17 protein-coding genes and 1 riboswitch are annotated in these 17657 nt (G+C 67.6%); of the genes, 11 read left to right on the top strand and 6 right to left on the bottom strand.

The window, feature by feature from the left end; translation table 11 throughout:
• The first annotated feature begins 286 nt into the window (after window positions 1-286).
• From ACSLGO_RS07435 to ACSLGO_RS07390, 10 genes are all read left to right on the top strand, one after another.
• Window positions 287-376, top strand: a complete 90-nt coding sequence (locus tag ACSLGO_RS07435; RefSeq protein WP_436400780.1) for a potassium-transporting ATPase subunit F — start codon at window positions 287-289, stop codon at window positions 374-376.
• Window positions 376-2037 carry a potassium-transporting ATPase subunit KdpA gene (gene kdpA / locus ACSLGO_RS07430; RefSeq protein ID WP_436400779.1) on the top strand — a complete coding sequence of 554 codons (1662 nt, stop codon included), beginning with the start codon at window positions 376-378 and terminating at the stop codon, window positions 2035-2037. The genes ACSLGO_RS07435 and kdpA overlap by 1 nt, the downstream gene beginning before the upstream one ends.
• 1 nt (window position 2038) lies before the next feature.
• The gene (gene kdpB, locus ACSLGO_RS07425; protein WP_436400777.1) at window positions 2039-4198 is read left to right on the top strand and encodes a potassium-transporting ATPase subunit KdpB; all 2160 of its coding nucleotides are present in this window, start codon (window positions 2039-2041) and stop codon (window positions 4196-4198) included.
• 16 nt (window positions 4199-4214) lie between these two features.
• Complete coding sequence (locus ACSLGO_RS07420) at window positions 4215-4823, top strand: potassium-transporting ATPase subunit C (protein WP_263128196.1); 609 nt, start codon at window positions 4215-4217, stop codon at window positions 4821-4823.
• Between the two features lie 3 nt (window positions 4824-4826).
• On the top strand, window positions 4827-7328 hold the full coding sequence (locus ACSLGO_RS07415; protein WP_436400776.1) for an ATP-binding protein: 2502 nt from the start codon (window positions 4827-4829) through the stop codon (window positions 7326-7328).
• Window positions 7325-7999, top strand: a complete 675-nt coding sequence (locus ACSLGO_RS07410) for a response regulator (RefSeq protein WP_091608181.1) — start codon at window positions 7325-7327, stop codon at window positions 7997-7999. The genes ACSLGO_RS07415 and ACSLGO_RS07410 overlap by 4 nt, the downstream gene beginning before the upstream one ends.
• A 136-nt stretch (window positions 8000-8135) precedes the next feature.
• Complete coding sequence (locus ACSLGO_RS07405; RefSeq protein WP_176697659.1) at window positions 8136-8627, top strand: MarR family winged helix-turn-helix transcriptional regulator; 492 nt, start codon at window positions 8136-8138, stop codon at window positions 8625-8627.
• A gap of 44 nt (window positions 8628-8671) precedes the next feature.
• A riboswitch (TPP riboswitch) is annotated at window positions 8672-8761 on the top strand.
• A complete protein-coding gene (gene thiM / locus ACSLGO_RS07400) occupies window positions 8753-9562 on the top strand; it encodes a hydroxyethylthiazole kinase (protein WP_436400775.1) in 810 nt (269 codons plus the stop codon). Its footprint overlaps the riboswitch before it by 9 nt.
• Entirely contained in the window at window positions 9559-10248 is a 690-nt protein-coding gene (thiE, locus tag ACSLGO_RS07395) for a thiamine phosphate synthase (protein ID WP_436400774.1), read from the top strand. Before thiM ends, thiE begins: the two co-directional genes overlap by 4 nt.
• The gene (locus ACSLGO_RS07390) at window positions 10236-11792 is read left to right on the top strand and encodes a bifunctional hydroxymethylpyrimidine kinase/phosphomethylpyrimidine kinase (RefSeq protein WP_436400773.1); all 1557 of its coding nucleotides are present in this window, start codon (window positions 10236-10238) and stop codon (window positions 11790-11792) included. The genes thiE and ACSLGO_RS07390 overlap by 13 nt, the downstream gene beginning before the upstream one ends.
• A gap of 24 nt (window positions 11793-11816) precedes the next feature.
• Here ACSLGO_RS07390 and ACSLGO_RS07385 read toward each other — a convergent pair whose 3' ends face one another.
• From ACSLGO_RS07385 to ACSLGO_RS07360, 6 genes are all read right to left on the bottom strand, one after another.
• Window positions 11817-12488, bottom strand: coding sequence for a DUF6766 family protein (locus tag ACSLGO_RS07385; RefSeq protein ID WP_091608190.1), 672 nt, complete (start codon window positions 12486-12488; stop codon window positions 11817-11819).
• 87 nt (window positions 12489-12575) lie between these two features.
• Window positions 12576-12992, bottom strand: coding sequence for a hypothetical protein (locus tag ACSLGO_RS07380; RefSeq protein WP_263128191.1), 417 nt, complete (start codon window positions 12990-12992; stop codon window positions 12576-12578).
• Between the two features lie 61 nt (window positions 12993-13053).
• On the bottom strand, window positions 13054-13686 hold the full coding sequence (locus tag ACSLGO_RS07375; RefSeq protein ID WP_091608196.1) for a trimeric intracellular cation channel family protein: 633 nt from the start codon (window positions 13684-13686) through the stop codon (window positions 13054-13056).
• Window positions 13687-13708: 22 nt separating this feature from the next.
• Window positions 13709-14935, bottom strand: coding sequence for an amidohydrolase (locus ACSLGO_RS07370; protein WP_436400771.1), 1227 nt, complete (start codon window positions 14933-14935; stop codon window positions 13709-13711).
• Between the two features lie 13 nt (window positions 14936-14948).
• Window positions 14949-15689: a hypothetical protein gene (locus ACSLGO_RS07365; RefSeq protein ID WP_436400770.1), complete on the bottom strand. Its 741-nt coding sequence runs from the start codon at window positions 15687-15689 to the stop codon at window positions 14949-14951.
• A gap of 30 nt (window positions 15690-15719) precedes the next feature.
• Window positions 15720-16472, bottom strand: coding sequence for a DUF5058 family protein (locus tag ACSLGO_RS07360; protein WP_436400769.1), 753 nt, complete (start codon window positions 16470-16472; stop codon window positions 15720-15722).
• A 142-nt stretch (window positions 16473-16614) separates the two neighbouring features.
• On the opposite strand from ACSLGO_RS07360, the gene ACSLGO_RS07355 reads away from it, so the two are divergent.
• Window positions 16615-17637, top strand: coding sequence for an Lrp/AsnC family transcriptional regulator (locus ACSLGO_RS07355; protein ID WP_436400768.1), 1023 nt, complete (start codon window positions 16615-16617; stop codon window positions 17635-17637).
• The last annotated feature ends 20 nt before the right edge of the window (window positions 17638-17657 follow it).

Below are 17657 nucleotides of genomic sequence, written 5' to 3'. Positions count from 1 at the left end.
CAGGGCCGCCGCGGCGGAACGGCCCGGCCCCGGATCCAGGCCGCGAAGGGCAAACCGCACGGATTTTGTTATGGTCCGCCCGCCCTGCGTTAGGAATGCGTGAGGATTCGCTCAGGGGTCCGGATAGGGGGTTCTACTGAGTTCGGCGCTCCACAGCGCCCTCCTGCCGAAGCGGTGGGAGCAGAACGATTTTGTGGGGGCACCCCTTGCTGGATGTACTGATAACCGCAGGAACGGCGGCGTTCTTCGCCGGACTGGCCCTGCTGGCCCGGGCGGTGGAGAAGCTGTGACCTTCTTCGACTTCGCCGCGCTGATCCTGGCCGCCGGCTCGGCGGTCTACGTACTGGCTGCGCTTCTGCGGCCGGAGAAATTCTAATGGCGGGCTGGCTGGCGCTCGGCCAGTTCCTCGCCGTCGCGCTGGTTCTAGCCCTGGTCCACCGGCCGCTGGGCGACTATCTGGCACACGCCTACACCTCCGGCAAGGACCTCGCGCCCGAGCGGGGCGTGTACCGGATGCTGGGTGTGGCGCCGCGCTCGGGACAGACCTGGCAGTCCTACCTGCGGTCTGTCCTGGTGTTCTCCGCACTCGGAGTCCTGGCGCTCTATCTGCTGCAGCGTATGCAGCCGCTGCTGCCGGCGTCGCTGGGACTCCCCGCCGTTCCCGAAGGCCTGGCCTTCAACACGGCGGTGTCCTTCGTGACCAACACGAATTGGCAGTCCTACTCTCCGGAAGCAACCATGGGCTACGCCGTCCAAGCCGCGGGGCTGGCGGTACAGAACTTCCTCTCCGCCGCCGTCGGGCTCTGTGTGGCACTTGCCCTGGTGCGCGGATTCGCGGGCCGCGGGGCACAGACCATCGGCAATTTCTGGGTGGACCTCACCCGCTCCGTGACCCGTGTCCTGCTGCCCGGAGCCGCGCTGGGAGCACTGGTCCTTCTGCTGGGCGGCGTCATCCAGAACTTCAACGGTTTTACGGAGGTTGCCACCCTGGCCGGCGGCACCCAGTCCATACCGGGCGGTCCGGTAGCCACACAGGAAGCCATCAAGCTGCTGGGTACCAACGGCGGCGGTTTCTTCAACGCGAACTCTGCCCACCCTTTCGAGAACCCGAACGCGTTCACCAGCCTGGTCTCCGTGCTGCTGATGCTCATCATTCCGTTCTCGCTGCCCCGCACGTTCGGCACCATGGTTGGGGACCGGCGCCAGGGGTACGCCATCCTCGCTGCCATGGCAGGCATCTTCGTCCTGTCCCTGGCCACGATGACGGCGTTTGAATTCGCCGCCGCGGATGGTCCCGCCGGTTCCATGGAAGGCAAGGAAACCCGTTTCGGGATTGCCGGCTCCACGCTGTTCGGCAGCACCAGCACCCTGACTTCCACGGGTGCCGTGAACTCCATGCATGACAGTTTTGGGGCGCTGGGCGGCATGATGGCCATGCTGAACATGATGCTGGGCGAGATCGCCCCCGGCGGTGTGGGTTCCGGGCTATACGGCATGCTCGTCCTCGCTGTGGTGGCGGCCTTCGTGTCCGGGCTGCTGGTGGGACGCACCCCCGAATACGTAGGCAAGAAGATCGGCCCGCGGGAGATCAAACTGGCCTGCCTCTATGTGCTGACCATGCCCGCCCTGGTCCTTGCCGGCACCTCGCTCAGCTTCGCCCTGCCGGGTATCCGCACGGAAATCGAAGAGACCTCCATGCTCAACGACGGCCAGCACGGCTTCAGCGAGGTTCTCTACGCGTTTACGTCCGCCGCCAACAACAACGGTTCGGCCTTCGCCGGCCTGACCGCCAACACTCCGTGGCTGAACACGGCCCTCGGCCTGGCCATGCTGCTGGGCCGCTTCCTCCCCATCATCTTCGTCCTCGCGCTCGCCGGAACCCTGGCGGCCCAGGGCAAGGTGCCGGTAACCGCCGGGACCCTGCCTACCCACCGGCCGCAGTCGGTGCTGGTGCTCAGCGGTGTCACCGTCCTCGTCACCGCCCTCACGTTCTTTCCCGTACTCGCGCTGGGTCCCCTGGCAGAAGGACTGATCTGACATGTCCACCCTTACCAAGCAGCAATCTCCGCGGCCCGGCAACGCCCAGGCACCCGTGCCCGCTCCGCCGTCGTCGTTGGGCCTGAAACAGGCAGCCGCCGCCTTCCCGGTGGCCGTGCGCAAACTGGATCCCCGCAGGATGTGGCGCACGCCGGTCATGTTCGTCGTGGAAGCCGGAGCCGTCCTGATCACCGCAATCGCCGTGGCGGAATCCTTCTCCGGTGCCTCTCCTTCGTCCGGCGGCTCGCCCGTGCCAGCCGGATTCACCTGGCTCATAGCCCTCTGGCTCTGGCTCACGGTGCTCTTCGCGAACCTGGCCGAAGCCGTGGCCGAGGGACGCGGCAAGGCGCAGGCCGCTTCGCTGCGCGCCACCCGCACCACCACGGCCGCCCGCCGCGTCCGCGGCTATGATCCGGATTCCGATCCCGGCGCGTTGCAGGCCGCGGTGGAAGACGTGGCGTCGGCAGACTTGCTGCTGGGCGACGTAGTAGTCGTGAGAGCAGGGGAGGTGATTCCCGGCGACGGCGACATCGTGGAGGGTATCGCTTCCGTGGACGAGTCGGCCATTACCGGCGAATCCGCCCCCGTGGTGCGAGAATCCGGCGGCGACCGGTCTGCGGTCACCGGCGGAACCCGCGTCCTGTCGGACCGGATCGTCGTCCGGATCACCAGCCGCCCGGGCGAAACGTTCGTGGACCGGATGATCTCGCTGGTGGAAGGAGCAGCGCGCCGCAAGACCCCCAACGAGGTGGCACTGGACATCCTGCTCTCCACCCTCACGCTCGTGTTCCTGCTGGTAGTGCTGACCCTGAACCCGATGGCCGAGTATGCCGGTGCCGCCATCAGCGTCCCCGTGCTCACGGCCCTGCTGGTCTGCCTGATCCCCACCACCATCGGCGCCCTGCTCTCAGCCATCGGCATCGCGGGAATGGACCGGCTGGTGCAGCACAACGTGCTGGCGATGTCCGGCCGGGCCGTGGAAGCGGCCGGGGACGTGACCACCCTGCTGCTGGATAAGACCGGCACCATCACCTATGGCAACCGGCAGGCCGCGGAGTTCTATCCGGTGGCCGGTGCTCCGCTGGAGGAACTGATCCGCGCCGCTGCGCTGTCCTCGGCGCTGGACCCCACTCCGGAGGGCAGGTCCATCGTTGAACTGGCAGCATCCCGGGGCGTGGCCGCTGTTCCTGCTTCGGGCGCGGCCGGGATTCCGTTTACGGCCCAGACCCGGATGAGCGGACTGGATTTCCAGGATGGTTCCAGCGTGCGCAAGGGCGCGGGTTCCGCGGTGATGGACTGGGCGGCAGAAAGCGGGGGAATCGCCGTCGATGTCCTTTCCGACCTCACCTACCGGGTGGACACTGTCTCCGCTGCCGGCGGTACCCCGCTGGTGGTTGCCGAACGGGACGCGGCAGGCACTTCCCGCATCCTCGGCGTCGTCTACTTGAAGGATGTGGTGAAACAGGGCCTGAAGGAGCGCTTCGCCGAACTGCGCCGGATGGGCATCCGGACGGTGATGGTTACCGGTGACAACCCCCGCACTGCCAAGGCCATTGCCGCCGAAGCCGGGGTGGACGACTACCTGGCCGAAGCGACTCCGGAGGACAAGATCGCCCTGATCCGCCGGGAGCAGGAAGGCGGGCGGCTCGTCGCGATGACCGGCGACGGCACGAATGATGCGCCTGCCCTCGCCCAGGCGGACGTGGGGGTCGCCATGAACACGGGAACCTCCGCTGCCAAGGAAGCCGGCAACATGGTGGACCTGGATTCGGACCCCACGAAGCTGATCGACATTGTCCGGATCGGCAAACAGCTGCTCATCACCCGCGGTGCGCTGACCACGTTCTCCATCGCCAACGACGTCACCAAGTACTTTGCGATCATCCCGGCCATGTTCATGGGGCTTTTCCCCGGGCTGGCGCTCCTGAACATCATGGGGCTGCACTCGCCCGCCTCGGCGATCCTCTCCGCGGTGATCTTCAACGCCGTCGTCATCCTGGCCCTGATTCCGCTGGCGCTGCGCGGCGTGAAGTACCGCGCGGCGGGCGCCGCCGGTGTCCTCAGCCGGAACCTGCTCGTTTTTGGTGTTGGCGGAGTGGTGGCCCCGTTCCTCGGCATCAAGCTGATTGACCTTGCCGTTTCCCTGCTTCCCGGTTTCTAGCACCCAAGGATTTTCCATGACCACGTTCCGTTCCACCGCCCGGCAGATCGCCGTCGCCGCCAAGGCCCTGGCGCTGTTCACACTGCTGCTGGGCATCGCCTATCCGCTGCTCGCCACCGCCGCTGCCCAGACGGCCGCCGGCCACCTGGCCAACGGCTCACCCGTCTCCGCAGCGGGGGGCGCCGGCGGGAATGCCGCCGGTTCAGCCCTGCTCGGCCAGTCCTTCACGGACAGTTCCGGTGCTGCCCTGCCGCAGTGGTTCCAGTCCCGCCCCGGAACGTACGACGGCGCTGCCTCCGGCGGCAGCAACCTTGGCCCGTCCAGCACCGAACTGGCGGCGGCTCTCGAGGACCGCCGGCAGGCTGTGGCCGCGCTCGAATCGGTCCCGCCTGAAGACGTCCCGGCCGACGCGCTCACCGCCTCGGCATCCGGACTGGATCCGCACATCAGCCCGGAATACGCGTACCTCCAGGCGGCGCGGGTGGCACGGGTCCGGGAGCTGCCCGAACCCGCCGTCCGGGCCCTCGTGGATGCGGCGGTGCAGGGCCGGATTGCAGGCTTCCTCGGCGAACCGACCGTAAACGTGTTGGAACTGAACATGGCCCTTCAGGAGCTGGACACTTAAGGAATGACACGAGGAGAACTCCGGGTGTTCCTGGGCGCTGCCCCGGGCGTCGGGAAAACCTACACCATGGCCGAGGAAGGCCACCGCCTGCGCAGCGAGGGCCGGGACGTGGTGATGGCCGTGGTGGAAGCCCACGGCCGGGCCGCGACGGCCGCGGCAGTGCAGGGCCTGGAACACGTGCCCCGGCGCCGGCTGGATCACCGCGGCCTGGTCCTGGAGGAACTGGACCTCCCCGCGGTCCTCGCCCGGCACCCGGAGTATGCGCTGGTGGACGAACTGGCGCACACCAACGCCCCGGGCCTGGAGCACGCCAAACGGTGGCAGGACGTCCAGGCACTGCTCGACGCCGGAATCAATGTGCTCTCCACCGTGAACATCCAGCACATCGAGTCCCTCAACGACGTGGTGGAAGGCATCACCGGCACCATCCAGCGCGAAACCGTACCGGACGGCGTGCTCCGTTCAGCGGACCAGATTGAACTGGTGGACATCGCCCCGGAACTGCTGCGCGGCCGTCTGGCCGAGGGGATCATTTACCCGGCCGCCCGGGTGGATGCGGCGCTGTCCAACTACTTCCGCGTCGGCAACCTGACCGCCCTGCGTGAGCTGGCACTGCTCTGGCTCGCGGATGAGGTGGACAGCGCCCTGAACCGGTACCGGACGCAGAAGGGAATCCGCAGCAAGTGGGAGGCCCGCGAGCGCGTAGTGGTGGCGCTCACCGGAGGCCCTGAGGGGCAGACCCTGCTGCGCCGCGGTGCCCGCATCGCTGCACGTTCAGCGGGCGGCGAACTGCTGGCCGTGCACGTCACCAACCCGGACGGACTGCGTGGAAGCCATCCTGGCGAGCTGGCCGTACAACGGGCCCTGGTGGAGAAACTCGGCGGTACCTTCCACCAGGTGGTGGGAGCGGATGTTCCCGGTTCCCTGGTGGATTTTGCCCGCTCCGCGAACGCCACTCAGCTGGTTATTGGCGTCAGCCGCCGTGCGAGGCTGAAGGCCCTGTTCGGCGGACCCGGCATTGGCGCCACCGTGATCCGGCTGTCCGGGGACATCGACGTGCACATCGTGAACCACGGCGCCGCCGGAGGCAGCCGCGGGCTGCCCCGGCTGGGCGGGGCGCTGAGTGCCCGACGGCGGCTGGCCGGGTTCGCCCTCGCCCTCGCCGGGGGCCCGCTGCTCACCTGGCTCCTGGTGGGGGTGAGCACTCCTGAATCCGTCACCAGCGATGTACTGTCCTACCAGCTGCTGGTGATCCTGGTGGCGCTGGCCGGCGGGATCTGGCCGGCGCTCTTCGCGGCCCTGCTCTCCGGAGTGACGCTGGACTACTTCTTCATCCAGCCGCTGCACACCGTGACGGTCTCCGAACCGCTGCACCTGTTCGCCCTGGTGCTCTACTCCGCCAACGCCATGCTGGTCAGTTTTGTGGTGGACCGCGCGGCCCGGCGCTCGCGTGCCGCCCGCCGGGCCGCGTCGGAATCGGATCTGCTTGCCTCCGTGGCCGGCAACGTGCTGCGCGGCGAAGATGCGGTGGAAGCCCTGGTGGGCCGGGTCCGCGAAGCGTTCAACCTGGACGCTGCCCGGCTGCGGACCGGGGACACGGACCTGGCTGTCTCCGGGTCCCCGCGCGGCAGCGCCGCGCACCGGGTTGAGGTGGACGAAGCGGTCCTCGAGCTCTTCGGCAGCGTTCCCGGGCCGGCGGATCTGCGTCTGCTGGAAGTGATCACCGCACAGCTGGGTGCGGCGCTGGATTACCGGGAACTGTCAGAGCGGGCCGAGGGCATGGGACCGCTCGCCGCCGCGGACCGGGTCCGAACCGCCCTCCTCGCCGCCGTCGGGCATGACTTGCGCCGTCCGCTGACTGCGGCAACCGCAGCCGTGACCAGCCTGCGGGCCGAGGACGTGAACTGGAGCGAGGCGGACCGCCAGGAGCTCCTCGCCACCGCGGAGGAATCCCTGGCCACCCTTTCCGAACTGGTGACCAGCCTCCTGGACGTGAGCCGGCTCCAGGCCGGGGTCCTGGCCGTCTCCCTGGCCCCGCTGGAGACTGCCGACGCGGTTCTTCCCGCACTGGAGGAACTGCGGCTGGGCCCGGGACAGGTGCAGCTGGACCTGCCGCCCGGGCTCCCTCCGGTGCTGGGCGATGCGGTGCTGCTGCAGCGGGTGCTGGTGAACGTGCTGGCGAACGCCGTGCGGTTCTCCCCGCCGCAGGAAAAGGTGCTGCTGGCGGCGAGCGAGTTCGGCGGCAAAGTGGAAGTGCGCGTCATAGACTGCGGGCCAGGGATTTCCCCGGAGCGTGGGGATGAAATGTTCGTTCCCTTCCAGCGGCTTGGGGACACCGATAACCAGACCGGGCTGGGCCTGGGGCTGGCAGTGGCAAAAGGATTCATGGAAGGCATGGGCGGGACCCTGGAAATGGAAACGACCCCCGGCGGCGGACTCACCATGGTGCTGGGCCTGCCCGCGGTCCCCGCGGCCGCGCCGGCAGAAAGCGCGGAGCTGCGGTGAGGATCCTGCTGGCGGACGACGACGTCCAGATACTCCGTGCCCTCAAAATCACCCTGTCCGCGTACGGATACGAGGTGGTCTCGGCGTCCGACGGCGCAGCGGCGGTGCGCCGGGCGGTGGACTGTCATCCGGACCTGATGGTCCTGGACCTCGGGATGCCCGGGCTCAGCGGCATGGAAGTCATCGAAGCCGTGCGCGGCTGGAGCACCATGCCCATCCTGGTGATCTCCGGCCGGTCCGACTCCGCGGAGAAGGTGCGGGCACTGGATCTGGGGGCGGACGACTACGTCACCAAACCCTTCTCTGCCGAGGAACTCCTGGCCCGGATCCGTGCCCTGAAGCGCCGCACCGGCGCTGCCCAGGACAGCCCTGCGGTGACGTTCGGCGACGTCACCGTGGACCTGGCTGCGCGCCGGGTGTCCCGGCTCAGCGACGGCACCGCCATCCGACTCACCCCCACTGAATGGCATCTGCTGGCGGCATTGCTGCGCAGTCCCGGCCATCTGCTCACCCAGGCCCAGCTCCTCAACGATGTTTGGGGACCGGGCACCAGCGATTCGGGCTACCTGCGCCTGTACATGGCCCAGCTGCGCCGGAAGCTAGAACCGGATCCCTCGCATCCGGTCCACTTCCTGACCGAGCACGGCATGGGGTACCGGTTCCAGCCCTAGATGCCGAGGACTCTCCGGCGCGGGGACAAACGGCACCGTGCCGCCTGCGCCCGCCCAAATCCGGGTAAGCCGACACACAGATCATTTGTCCCGTAGAACATCTACTCCTCCGCATTGCAGGGCTAGGATGTTCTGCATGACAATCGGCGGCACCTCCAGCCCGGACGTCCGGCCAGGAAGCCTGGGCTGGGACCTCGGCATGGTCGCGGGCGGCTATCAGTCCAGAATGGAAGCTGCCCTGGGCGGTTTCGCCGGCGGGCTGCGCGGCTTCCTGGTCCTGTCCACGGTCGCCTACTGTGATCCGCCCAATCAACAGGCACTCGGCGCCCACCTGGGCATCGACAGGACGGTCCTGACCTACCTGATCGATGCGCTGGCAGAGGCTGGCGAAGTTGAACGGATTCCGGATCCGGCTGACCGGCGGGCCCGAAAAGTGGTGGCCACCCCGGCAGGGCTCGCCAGACTGGCAGCCTGTGAAGAACGCATTGCCGCAGAGGAAGCGGCGCTGCTCTCCGGGCTCGTAGCCGAAGACGCAGACCTGTTCCGCGCCCTGCTCCACCGTCTCGCGGGGCAGGCCCACCAACCGGCGTCGGGCCTGAATCCCTGCGCGGCCATGGACCACGCCTAACCAGTCCCAACTGGCCATTTGGCCGCAGACTTCGTAGAGTCGGCTGCAGTGACACGGGGTGCCGCAAGGCTGAGATGAGACCCGTCGAACCTGATCTAGTTAGAACTAGCGAAGGGATGTCGCCGATGACTATTGGCCTGACACCATTTTCTGTATCCACCCTCCTTTCCCGCGTGCGCAGCGAACCGCCGCTGGTGCAGTGCCTGACCAATGCCGTGGTCACCAACTTCACCGCCAACGTGCTGCTCGCCCTTGGCGCGGCACCGGCCATGACGGACATTCCAGGTGAAGCGGGGCCGTTCGCGCGGATCGCTTCCGGAGTGCTGGTCAATCTGGGTACCCCGCACGCCGAGCAGCGCACAGCCATGCTGGAGGCCGCCTTGGCAGCGAACGACGCCGGCACTCCCTGGGTCCTGGACCCGGTGGCAGTGGGCAGCCTCCCGGTCCGCACCGCCCTGGCCGCCGAACTGCTGGCGCTGCGGCCCACCGCCGTGCGTGCCAACGCGTCCGAGATCATGGCCCTGGCCGGTCTGGGTGCCGGCGGGCGCGGGGTGGACGCCACGGACAACCCCGAAGATGCCCTCCCCGCCGCCGACCTACTGGCCGCCAAGTACGGCTGCGTGGTGGCGGTCTCCGGTCCCACGGACGTGATTACCGACGGCGAATCCACCCTGCGGATCAGGAACGGAGATGTACTGCTGACCAAGGTGACCGGAGGGGGCTGCGCCCTGGGCGCGGTGACGGCCGCGTTCCTGTCCGCGGCGGAGGACGGCGAAGGACTCACCGCCGCCGCGGCGGCTACGGCCGTGTACACCATTGCCGCCCAGCAGGCCGCGGCGGGCGCGGCCGGGCCCGGTTCCTTTGCGCCGGCCTTCTTGGACGCCCTGGCCGGTCTTTCGGACGAACAGATCACCACGATGCTGGTGAGCGCATGAGCGCCGAGGCGCAGTCCGGGCTGACCCGCCGGCCCCGCGCCCTGGCACGGAACACCGGCATTTACCTGGTCACGGACACCACGCAGTGCGGGGACCGGGGCGTTGCCGCGGTAGCGGCCGCTGCCGTGGCCGGCGGTGTGCGGACGGTCCAGGTGCGGGAGAAACATGCCTCGGCGGCAGACTTCTACGCGCTGGTCCTGGCCGTGGCGGACGCCGTCGGGAACCGCGCCCTGGTGCTGGTGGATGACCGGGTGGATCTATACCTCGCGGCCCGGGCCGCCGGTGCCCGGGTGCACGGCGTCCACGTGGGCCAAAGCGACCTTCCCGTCTCATCCGTTCGCTCCCTGGTGGGCCCGGACGCCGTCGTGGGCCTCACCGCCAATACGCCCACCCACCTGGATGCCGTGCGTGCACTGGCTCCGGGAACCGTGGACTACCTTGGCGCCGGGGTCATCCATCCCACCAGCACTAAACCGGACCATCCCGCACCGCTCGGCGTGGACGGGTTCCGCGCCTTCGCTTCAGCCGCTCCCGTGCCCACCGTGGCGATCGGTGGGATCGGGCTGTCCGACCTCCGTGGCCTGCGCGCCGCCGGCGCCTCCGGTGCCGCCGTCGTATCCGCCATCTGCACTGCCGCCGATCCGCGGCGCAGCGCCGAAGAACTGGTGGCAGCATGGGAGGGGTAAGCGTCCGGGACGTTCCGCGGATCCTGAGCATCGCCGGAACCGATCCAACCGGCGGAGCCGGAATCCAGGCCGACCTGAAGTCCATCGCTGCCAACGGCGGGTACGGGATGGCAGTCGTCACCGCTCTCGTTGCGCAGAACACCCACGGCGTCCGTTCAGTGCACACCCCTCCTGCGGCGTTCCTGCGTGAACAGCTGGACGCGGTGAGCGACGACGTCGTTCTTGACGCCGTGAAAATCGGCATGCTGGGCATCGCCGGGGTCGCCCAAACGGTGGGCGCCTGGCTGGCCGACGTCCGGCCCCCTGCCGTGGTGCTGGATCCGGTGATGGTGGCCAGCAGCGGTGACCGGCTGCTCAGCCGCGACGCCGAAGACGCTTTGCGCGGGCTGCTGCACGGTGTTGACCTGGTAACCCCGAACCTTCCAGAACTAGCTGCGCTGCTCGGGGAAGAACCCGCGCGGGGGTGGGAACAGGCGCTGGACCAGGGACGCCGCCTCGCTGGTGCGTATGACACGGCCGTGCTGGTCAAGGGCGGGCACCTCGCCGGAGCCGCGGCACCGGATGCTCTGGTGATGCCCGACGGCGGCGGCTTCACTGTCTGTGAGTTCAGTTCAGTGCGGGTGGAGACCAAGAACACCCACGGCACCGGCTGTTCGCTCTCCTCCGCAGTAGCCACGCTGTTTGCGCGGACCGGCAGCTGGGTGGCGGCGCTGGGGGCCGCCAAGGCCTGGCTCCAGGAAGCCCTGGAAACCGCGGACCTGCTGGAGGTGGGGACCGGGCACGGACCGGTGAACCACTTCGCCGGGCTCTGGCGGCGCGGCCTTGCCCCGCTGCCCGTCTCCTCCGGCACCGGTGTTCCTCCCGCCGGGGACCGTACTGCGGAGCTTTGGTCCCGGACCGCGGGCGTCCGGAAGGAAATCGCCGCCCTGGACTTCGTCCGCGGCCTCGGCGACGGGACCCTGGATTCGGCAGTTTTTGGCAGATATCTCGCCCAGGACGCGATATATCTGCGGGGATATGCCCGTGCCCTGGCACGGGCCAGCGAACTCGCACCGACGCTCCAGGAACAGCTGTTCTGGGCCGAAAGCGCCCGCGGGGCACTGGAAGCTGAACTTGAACTGCACCGGAACTGGCTGCATGCCAATGCCGGACACGGCGGTGTCCCCGGCCCCCGGGACGTTCCTGCGGATCCCGCCGAGGGCCTTGCCCCCGGACCGGTGACCCGCGGCTACCTGGACCACCTGCTGGGAACCAACCGGCACCGGGATGACCGGCTGGAGTACGCGCGGCTGGTGGGCGCGGTGCTCCCCTGTTTTTGGGTTTATGCCGACGCCGGTGCGGAACTCGCCGCCGGGAACCACGCCTCGCATCCGTACCGCGAGTGGCTGGACACCTATGCCGATCCGGCCTTTGCCGCGGCCACTGTCCGTGCCGTCGGCATCCTGGAGGGTGTGCTCGCCGGGAATGAGAACCAGCGGCGGGCGGCCGAGGAAGCGTTCGCCCAGTCAGTGCAGTGGGAGCACGACTTCTTCGCGGCCGGCTAGGATTCCTGCCGCTTGGTGCCTTCGTCAGCCCTCGACGTCGGTTTCAGTATGCGCGGCACCCACCGGCTTCGATTCCGGAGAACCACGCTGCCGCAGATACACCGCGAGGATGACCATCGAGGCGACAGCGAGGAACTCGGACTGCCAATTCTGCAGGGTCCGGCCCCAGAACTCCGGCGACAGGACGTATTCGCCCCATGTTCCCGGATCCTGCAGGTTGGCAAGCTGCTGCTCCGCAAAGGCGCTGAACCCGGCAATTGATTGGGCCAACCAGGACAGCAGGAAAATCGTGCCCATGACGAGGGCCAGGGAGTTTGAGTACACCAGCGTCCGCCAGCCTCCTGCGCGGGCCCAGGAGGGCGAAGCAGCGGTGGCATGCTGTCCGAGCAGCTGGTCCTTATCAGTTTCCAGTCCTCGCCTCCCGACCTTCTTGGACTCAGGCGAGCCCTTCTGCACGAACCAGACCGATGCGACGATGAGCAGGAGGAACTGGAGGAACTCGGACTGCCAGTTCTCGGCGACGTCCACGGCGAAGCTGGACGTCGCCAGGTACTGCCAGATGCTGACCTTCTCCAGCCCGGCAGCAGTCTGCTGCTCGTTGAAAAGGGCTACGCCTGCGGCTGCCTGTCCTGCCAGGGAAAGCAGGAACAGGGCGAAGAAGACGAGGAAGAGGCCATTGTCCCGGAGCGTCTTCATCGAGCAAGCACCCCCAGCGTGATCATGTAGGCAAGTCCAACACTGATGAAGGACAGGCACAGAACGAATGCCCAGCGTGCGCGCAAGTCAATCTCCTTCCACCCTGCAGCTGTACGGGCGGTCTCCCCGGGCCGTGCATCCAGCGGCCATCACTTTCCAGTTGGAGCTGGACAGCGTGAGGAACACCGTCTCCGAGCCGAACTCCACCTGCGCGTTCCGGCCGAAAGCCTGCGCGGAAAGAGGCTCGCCGGGGTCCTGCAGCGAGACCGCCCGGAGCCCGTCGGCACAAGCTTGGTCTCCCCCGTTTTCAGACTGCTGGACACCCTCGAGTGTCGCCGGGGCCAGCATTCCGCATGCACGGCCGTAGTCGCCGTTTTCCAGGGCGGCGTAGAAGGACTCTGCTGTTTCCTCCGCACCGTCCGGCGCTGGACCACTGCCGCCGCAGGCTGTAACCGCCAACAGCAAACCCGCCATATTCAGCGCCAGCCCCAGGGAACGCAACACGACTCCTCCCGTCTTAGGACACCTGCAGGTCTCCTAAGTTAGTCCAAGTCCCCCAGCAGTATCACGGCTGCGCGTTTCGGCCGGCTTCCGTCCGGCCGGCCAGCGGAATCCGCCACCCGTAGCGCAGGGAGAGGATGCGCAGCGTGAACACCAGCGCCGCGACGGCAATGCCCAGGACAGGGCCGAACACGCCGAGGGCCGTGAACAGCGATACCAGCCCGGCGCCCAGCAGGGCCGGAATGGCGTAGACGCCGCGCGGGTTGAAGACCTGCGGCACTTCATTCGCCACCACGTCACGCAGCAGCCCGCCGCCCACCGCAGTGGTGACCCCCAGCAGCGCGGCAGACACCGGGTTCAGCCCGGCCTGGTGCGCGGTCAGCGTACCGGTGACGCAGAACAGGGCCAGCCCCGCGGCGTCGAACACCAGGAGGGTACGCCGGTACCTCTGCACCCCCAGGGCGTGGGTGAACACCAGGATGGCAGCAAGGAGCGGAGGCAGCAGGTAGACCGGTTTCGAGAATGCCAGCGGCACGCCCTGGTTGATGATCAGGTCCCGTATCACCCCGCCTCCCAGCCCCACGAAGGAACCGAGCATCAGGGAGCCCACAATGTCGAAGTTCCGCCTCGCCGCGAGGAGGGAACCGGAGACGGCGAAGAAGAAGATTCCTGCCAGGTCAAGGATCAGGAGTGTCACGGCTGCCCTCCCCGATAAGCGGCTAGCGCCGTTCCAGCCGGGACAGGATGGCCGCCACTGCGGCTTCTACGGCCGTGGAAAGGGTCGGTTCCAGGACGGGGGCGAAGTAGGGCGAGTGGTTCATGGGAACCTTTTCCCTTTCCAGCGTTTCGGCGCTGTGTCCGCCGAAGAACCAGTAGACCGAGGGAACACCAATTGCCTGGGCGAGGTGGCCAAAGTCCTCCGATCCCATCAGCGGGGCCACCTCGGTCACGCGTTCATCTCCCAGTGCTTCCCGCATGGCCTCCATGACCCCGGCTGTTTCCTGCGGGTCGTTGTAGTTCAGGGGAAAGGTGTAGAGCTCTTCGATCTCCGGTTCCGGTGCCGCGGACGCCGCGGCCTCGGCGGAAATGATGCGGCGCAGGGCATCCAGGACGTGGGTGCGGACGCCGTCGTCGAACGTGCGGATGTTGAGGGTGAACTCCGCTCGGTCCGGAATGATGTTCTCTTTCAAGCCGGCATGGAAGGTCCCCACGGTGACGACGGCGGCACGCCGGGGGTCCAGCTCCCGCGAGACGATCGTCTGGATGCGGGTGATGAGGTGCGCCCCCAGCACAATCGGGTCTACCGAGTCCTGGGGCTGTGAGCCGTGGGACTGGCGTCCGTGGAGCGTGACCTTCCAGGAGTCTGCCTGGGTCATGGCGTTCCCCGAGGCGTACTGGATGGTTCCGGCGAGACCGGGCATCACGTGCTGTCCAAGCACGACCCCCGGCCGAGGGGCTTTGTCCCACAGCCCGTCCTGCACCATGGCTGCCGCGCCGGCTGCGGTTTCCTCCCCGGGCTGGAACAGGAGCACCACGGTGCCTGCCCAGGCATCCCGGCTCCGTGCCAGCAGCTTTGCGGTGGTGAGGAGCGCAGTGACATGGGTGTCGTGGCCGCAGCCGTGCATCACGGGAACCTCGGTTCCGTCCTCCAGCCTCCCCGTAGCAGTGCTGGCATACGGCAGGCCGGTGTCCTCCCGGATGGGCAGGGCATCGGTGTCGGCCCGGAACGCGACCACCGGGCCTTCCCCGTTGGCCAGCACACCGACCACCCCGGTGCCTCCGCAGCGGAAGCTGCGAATGTCCAGGGCTGCGAGGCGCTCTGCGATGAGGGCTGCCGTGCCGTGCTCCTGCATGGACAGCTCCGGAGCGGCATGCAGGGTCCGGTAAAGCTCGTGCATCTCCGAGGTGTCCTCTGGCGTGAGGGCGGGGTGCGTGGGGTTCGGCATGGGTTCCTCTCGTTCAGCTCCGCCCGGGGGCGGCGGGTGCACTGCGGGGTGCGCGTTTGCGGGTAAACCAGGCGATCAGGATAGTCCCGATTACCGAGATGGCGGTGGAGATCATGGCAAGACCGGGAACCAGGGGCAGAAGTATGTACTGCACGGCAAGGACCACGCCCAGCGCCGCAAGGGTGGGGCGGAGTGCCTTCATGGACACGATGGCCTGGACAATGACGGCCCCCATCACCGCGGGCAGGACGTAGACCCGGGCCAGGGCGGTGAGTTCCGCGGGAATGACGCTGACCAGCCAGGTGCCGAGCAGGCCCACAAAAACCAGCAGGGACAACAGGTGCACTGCGGCCGCTCCGCAGATCGCCATCACGGCGGCGAGGTCTCCGCGCTTTGAGCCGGGGAGGGCGCCGACGCTGGTCTGGGCGACCAGGGCCGAGGGCAGCAGCTTGTTGGAGATGTTGCCGATCATAAAGGCCTGGTACATCGCCGCAGGTCCCAGGATGGGGTAGTAGGTCAGCGGCTCCACAAGCCAGATGACGAAGAACGTTGCGGCAACGGCGCCGAACGCTGTCCAGAGCTGGGCGGAAGTTACCCCGAGGTTGCCGAAGAGGACCAGGTACACCGGCCCACCCACCGAGATGAGCAGGCCGGCGATCATGGTGAGCCGGCCCCACCGTGACGTTGTTCGGTCAAACCTGTCCAGTTCGACTGCGGCAGAGCGCCCGGTTTGGGCGGTTCCTGTTTCCAGCATGATGGTTCTCCTTAGGTCCGGGGAGCTCATTTAGGCGGGTCCGAGGCCGGCTGTGTGGGCGGTGTAGGCCGCCAGCAGTCCGGCAACGATGGCAATGCCCAGGCCCCACTCGCGCAGCCATGGCCGGTGCAGGATCCGTGCCAGCAGCAGGCAGGCACCCATGGCGGCGGCTGCCGCCAGCAGGGTCAGGGCGTGCGCGGTGCTCTTGGGCGCTTCGGCCAGCCCCAGGGAGATAAACGCGGCAAGCAGGGCCGACGCCGGCACAATGGTCATGACCAGCGGGTTCACCGTGGCAAGGCGGTGTCCGCCGCGCTTAAGCAGCGGGGTAAAGACCAGCGTGGCGAGCATCCACATTGCCCCGCCCAGGCTCATGGCAAAGAACGCGATGGCGAAGACCTGCTGGGTGTAGGTATCCCCGCCCAGTTCGGCCCCGACAGTGGCTGCGGCGACATTCGCGGCTCCGGTTTCATACGCTGCTGAACCGATCAGGCCAATCCGCACCAGGACTGCCGGCGTTCCGAACAGTGCCAGCAGGGCGATGGCCACCAGGACGACGGCCAGCGAGGGCCCGATCGCTGCCACGGCTCCGGAGCGGAAGGAGATCCGCAGCTCGTCCGGCGTCATTCCCACCGCAGGCGCCACCCGCCGCGCCGCACGCATGTAGATGAGTGACTGGACCACGACGACGCCGAAGACACCCAGCGCGCAGATCCACAGGACAGGCGTGTTGGCTAGGGCCAGGACATCGGTGGAACTTCCGTTCAGGGGAAGAACGCTGTGCATCGGAATTCCTTTCGCTCGGCCCGGCGGGAAACCGCCGGTGCCCGGTACTGCGATAGGAGCAATTGTTGGGTTTACTTCGCCGTATCGATGAAAACTTCTGAAATATTGCACAAAGATCCGATAAACATGAGAAAACGGACACATGAACCGCCAACTGGACGAGGATGACCTGCTGCTCATCAATGCCCTGCAAATCGGTCCGCGCATGCCGTGGACGGCCATTGGTGCAGTCCTCGACCGGCACCCGACGTCCCTGGCCCTGCGGTGGGAAAAACTGGTGGCCACCGGTGCCGCCTGGATCACCTCCCACCCCGTGGGCGACCCGGAACAGATGTCCCTCTCATTCCACGACGTGCAGTGCGATCCGGCCCAAAGACGCTCCGTGGTACAGGCGCTGGCGGCCCTGCCGGACGTGTTCAGCATTGACGAATGCCACCGGAACCGGGACATGATGCTCACAGTCATCACCCCCACCCCTGCGTGGCTGGCGGAGTCGGTGTATCCGCTCTTCGACCGGATCCCCGGGCTGACCCGCTACGAAACGTCCTTCTGCACCCAGCTGCACCACGGTGCCGACTCCTGGCAGCTCGGTGCGCTGAATGCCGTCCAGCGAAAGAAGCTCAGCCAGCTGGCCGAGAACCAGACCGCCTACCGGGGCCCGCTTCCACCCGCATACGGGGAAATCCTTCAGGTCCTGTCCCGGAACGGACGCGCCTCGGCCGCAGACATCGCAGCCGAAACCGGACTGCATCCCGCCACCGCCAGGCGGCAGCTGCAGAAAGTACTCGGCAGCGGATCACTCGCCCTGCGCTGCGAAGTTGCCCACGGACTGGCGGGGTTCCCCATCATTTGCCAGTGGTTCGCCCGTCTTCCTGCGGCAGAACACTCCCGGACGGCGTCCGCACTCGCAGACTCCGGGACGCTGAGGCTGTGCGCCTCAACTACCGGACCCACGAACTTCACCTTCATGATGTGGCTGCGCAGTGCGGCGGACATCATGAACACCGAGCGATCCCTCGGGGAACGGTTCCCGGCCCTTGAGATCACCGAAAGCGTGGTCGTGGCAACCGTGGCCAAACGGGTGGGGTGGATCCTGAACCGGAACGGGACGGCCGCCGGGAACCTCACTGTGCCCGGAGAAGCCTGGAAACACGGAGCCTGCTGAGCGGTGTGGTGCAGCGCACA

The sequence above is a fragment of the Arthrobacter sp. IK3 genome, from assembly GCF_051337705.1.
Taxonomy (GTDB): Bacteria; Actinomycetota; Actinomycetes; order Actinomycetales; family Micrococcaceae; genus Arthrobacter_B; species Arthrobacter_B koreensis.
This window is presented reverse-complemented; position numbering and strand designations above follow the sequence as displayed.